Annotated in this window: 2 protein-coding genes; both read right to left on the reverse strand. The window is 46.1% G+C overall.

Going from position 1 to position 4,803, the window contains the following annotated elements:
• A partial coding sequence (locus NNO02_RS22490; protein ID WP_271455797.1) for an APC family permease occupies positions 1 to 1,463 on the reverse strand: 1,463 nt, incomplete at its 3' end.
• A gap of 129 nt (positions 1,464 to 1,592) precedes the next feature.
• Positions 1,593 to 4,739, reverse strand: coding sequence for a glycoside hydrolase family 2 TIM barrel-domain containing protein (locus tag NNO02_RS22495; RefSeq protein WP_271455798.1), 3,147 nt, complete (start codon positions 4,737 to 4,739; stop codon positions 1,593 to 1,595).
• Positions 4,740 to 4,803 lie beyond the last annotated feature (64 nt).

The following is a 4,803-nucleotide window of genomic DNA, read 5'->3' on the forward strand; positions in this document are numbered from 1 at the left end:
TTATTAAAGAGTGAGTTGTCGTGAGGGTTTTTGATCCTCCATCGGTTATACATAATGCTGCAATAATAGAACACGGCAATAATACTAACCGGTCCAAGAATGACCTGAATTAATGAACCCATAAAGTTTGCACTCCAGTCTTCTGGTCCTGGAATTAATGCCGCAACCGTAGAGGCAGTAAAAATAATAACTATTGGTGCAACGGATAACAGTGCCCAAAAACGTCCTTTTCCCAGGAAGTGGAAATCACGAACGTAGTCATGATGGTTGGGCTTCATACGTAGCTTGATATAGCCTGCAACCATAAACAGCACAGGAATTGTTGCAGCCCCCCCATCAAGATTTTTAACAGCCACAAGAATGGTGTTCATTTCAGAGTTAAACTGACCCAGCATAAACAGGATAATGATAATTGTGACCACGACACCCTGCATCTTCAGGGCATTGACTGGCGTACCCTCACTGTTTACCTCAGAGAGTTTATGGCCAAAGATACCTTTTGGCGCATCAACAAACAGCATTTTAACCGGTGCGGCGGTCCATAACATCAGCGAGCCACACAGGGTGGTGATCATCAGGAATAAGGCAATGACGTTGGTCCACCAGTCGGGGAAGCCTAACTGTTGGAAGGCCACATAAATAGCCGATAACAAGCCAAGGTTGGCGGCCTGATCTGCAGGTAGAATAAAATTCATCAGGATAGACGAAATAACAATAATACCTGAGAAGATAAATACGTTAAGAATTAACCCGGTTCTGAAATTACGATCGCCACCCCGAATATTTCGTTTGTATGCCGCTAATGCTTCCAGCCCACCTAACGATTGTAAGGCCCATGACATTGAGGCTATTTTTGACCAGGATAAATCAATGTGCTGTAAATACTCTGGCGCAATCGGCGTTCCGTTAAATGTGACCGTACCAGAAGATAACTTCCAGGTTGCCGCAATGATGAACAACATAGTCAGTGCAAATCCGGCGTATCCAGAGAACGACAGCGCACGGGATAGCCATTTTGGCCCCTTCATCGATACCCATGTTGCCAGCCAGAACAGCGCGATTGAAGTGATACTGATCACCGGCTTAAACCAGGTTTGATTGGTTAATGCGGTAACAAAGGCAACATCGCTGGTACAGGTGTAGATAAAATAGGTAATGATGTTAGGTAACAGGTCAACGAAATAAAAAATATTAACGTAGAAATAGAAGAAACCGGCAATAAATCCCAGTTTTCGACCCAAAATCAGGTTCAACCATGTCTGATATCCACTCTCAGATTCACGTAGCTTTTTAATCGATGAAAGCTCAATGATCATGAAGGTGTAAGGAATTGCATAAAATAATGAAGCGAAAGCATATAATAACCAGGAGTTATACCCCCAGTCAGTGTATTGGCTTACAACGCCTTTAAGAACAAATCCCCCTCCGGCAATGGAGAAAAACAGGAATGTTATTAATGACATCTGATATCTTGCATCGGATTTTTCAGACATACCATTTCCCTTTACTTGTGTATCAATATAGTTCTATTTAGAAGAGCATTTCGAATGCCCTGTAGCGGACATTCGAAAAGGGGAGAAATAAAAATCACCTTACGTATTGCGACATACCGGGCGTAAATAAAAAGCATAGTGATAAGGTTGGGCCGGTAGTTGATAATCCTTGGGTGGCAAAGAACCCCATGAATTTTGGCCACCTGTACCCATCTGTGCTAAATCGATGTTCCATGTGGTGATATCTCCTGGCTGAACATCAACGCCATGTTTGCGTGATAATGGTGTTAACCCGGATGCGCTACTGCCGTTATTGTCAGCGACAAAATCGAGCTCACTGGCGGCGAAAGGCCAGGCACTGGTATTTAATAATTGCGAGTCGGCAATGGCCTCAAGACCAAGCCCATCATGATTGACAATACGCACCCAGCGAACATCCGTTTTATTACCGCTTTCCTGTGGTCGCGGGTAAGCATGAAATTGCTCCCAGGTCGTTCCGCCGCAGATACCGGCTTTGGCGCCTTTTCTGTCCGCATAGGTTTCCACCGGACCACGGCCAAACCACTGGATATAGTTAAATTCGCTGGGCAATGTCAGCTGGGTACCCATACGCAGTAAAAGAGGAAGCTCGCGATTACCCGGTATAAAATCAACGCTGACACGCAGCTCACCGGTCGAATAGATGATGTAGGTCAGCACATATTTGCAGTCCACGGTGGGAAGCGAGAATTCACTGGTCACGATCGCTTCGTGGCTGGCGGTCTGCGATACTTTGAGGTCGGATAATACGCGCTGCTTACCGGCGTCTTTCCAGACTGCAGACTTATCGAAAAGTCTGGCACCCAGATCGTTATCCGTGAGCCCACGCCAGAAATTAGGTTCGATACCGGTAAGGAGAAGATCTTTTCCGCTCACGGTAAAGCGATCCATACGACCACTGAGGCGATCAAACGCAAGAGAGAAATAAGATCCATTGATCTCAATAGCAGAAGACGTTTCTTGTACCGAGAGAGCAAGAGAATAGGCTTCAGGGGAGATATGAAACGTAGCGGGAGGCGTGATGCTGAACTGCTCCCAGGCAATTTCATAGCCACTGCCAATAAGCGGTATTTCGTTTTTAGTGACGGCACTGAGTGTCACCAGGTACTCTTTATTCTCCTGAAGCGCCAGGTTTGCTACGGGAACATTTACTGAATGGCGCAGGCCTGGGGCAAGGGAAAGGGAACCCAGACTGCCGTTGGCAATTTGATGCCCGTCCTCAGAGATGCTGTACTGAATATCGAGGTGGCGCAGGTCGATAAAATCGTATCGGTTTTCTATTTCAAACAGGCCTGATGCCGGATTTATTGCATGGAAATAGACAGGCTGATAGACCTTTTTCACTTCCGCCATATGAGGATGTGGAACCCGGTCAGCGGCGACCAGGCCATCGTTCATGAAATTGCCGTCACTGGGTTTATCCGGGTGATAATCTTTACCGTATCCCCAATATTTTTGGCCACGCTCGTTGGTTAATGCCAGCGCGTGATCCATCCACTCCCAAATAAAGCCCCCCTGCAGATTGTCGTGGCTGTCGATTATGTTCCAGTAATCGCGCAGAATTCCGACGGAATTCCCCATGGCGTGGGCATACTCAATCATAATCATCGGACGATCGTTACCTTGCTGGGCAAACTGTTCCAGGCGTTCAAGGGTCGGGTACATCGGGCACACAATATCGCTATAGTGTGCTTCACCGGCAGGTTCGTACTGGACTGGGCGGCTATCGTCCTTTTCTTTTATCCATTGATAAAGCGTTTCAAAGACACGTCCGGTTCCGGCCTCATTGCCCATCGACCAAACGATAACGCAGGCATGGTTTTTGTCGCGTTCAACCATTGCCTGTACACGATCTAAGTGTGCGGGTATCCAGGATTCGGTATCGCCAATTTGCGTTTCTGGCTTTAGCGCCAACGGGTGCGATTCGATATTCGCTTCATCAACAATGTAGATGCCATATTCATCACATAGCTGATACCAGCGTGAGTGGCAGGGGAAATGGCTGGTGCGTACCGCATTGATATTGTGCTCTTTCATGAGCTGAATATCGGTCAGCATGTTTTCTTCCGTAGGCACATGCCCTAGCGTCGGGTGCAGCTCGTGGCGGTTTACCCCTTTTATTTTGATCGCTTTACCGTTTACAGTAAGCTGGCTGTTGATGATTTGTACTTTGCGAAAACCTATTTTATGGCTGGTCGCTTCGATGGTTTCACCGTACTGATCGGTGAGTGTCATTAATAATGTATAGAGGTTAGGTGTTTCCGCGCTCCACAGACGAGGGTTCTGCAGTCGATCGCTAAAGCTAAACTGTTGTGTTGTTCCGCTACGTGTAAATGGCTGATTGTGCTCTATTAATACAGACAGATTATTTGCGTCGTCCAGCAGTTTGATATTCAGTGACAGATTCTCTGGATGGCTATCGTAGTGAGACAGGCTCACGCTAACGTTAACTATTCCCTGGGTAAAATCATCGTTCAATTCTGGCTTGCAATACACATCATAAATACGTGTTTTCGCCGTCGAATAGATAAAAACTTCCCGTTCAAGGCCAGACATATCCAGCATGTCTTGTTTTTCTACATAACTGGCATTAGACCAACGATAAATTTGCAGCGAAATCGTGTTTTCACCTTCCCGAATATAGGGGGTGATATTAAATTCAGCCGGGTTTTTCGCGTTCTGGGTATAGCCTACGCGCTGGCCGTTAATCCAGATAAACGATGCAGTTCTGGCTCCTGCCAGTTGCAGGAAAATTTCACGACCAGTCCAGCTTTGGTCGAGGTAAAATGTACGGCGGTAAGACCCCACCGGGTTGTAGTCGCGCGGTATCTCTGGCCAGTTGGTGGTGAATGGAAAACGCTCGTCAATATAGATTGCTTTATCAAACCCCTGTGCTTCCCAATTGCCTGGAACCTGAATGGTATCCCAGGTCGAAACATCATAGTCTTCTTCATAAAACGTTTTGGGTCTGGACTGTGGATTGCTCGCGCAGTTAAATTTCCAGATCCCATTCAGAGACAGAAAATTACTGGCCTCGGCGGGAATATTCTTGATTGCCAGATATTGGCTGGTAAAGGGGAACAGATATGGCCGTGGCAGCTCTTTGTTAATTCCATTGATACGATGGTCTTCCAATACAGCTGGAACATGATCGTGTTCTGTATATAAAGAAATAATCTGTTGTTTGTCAGAGACAACGACGCTCATAATAAATCTCCAGATATTATTTATGGCATTTTTAATTTGAAACTATCAATGATATGAATTAGTT

This window comes from Citrobacter sp. Awk 2, from assembly GCF_028069815.1.
In the GTDB taxonomy this organism is placed as follows: Bacteria; Pseudomonadota; Gammaproteobacteria; order Enterobacterales; family Enterobacteriaceae; genus Citrobacter.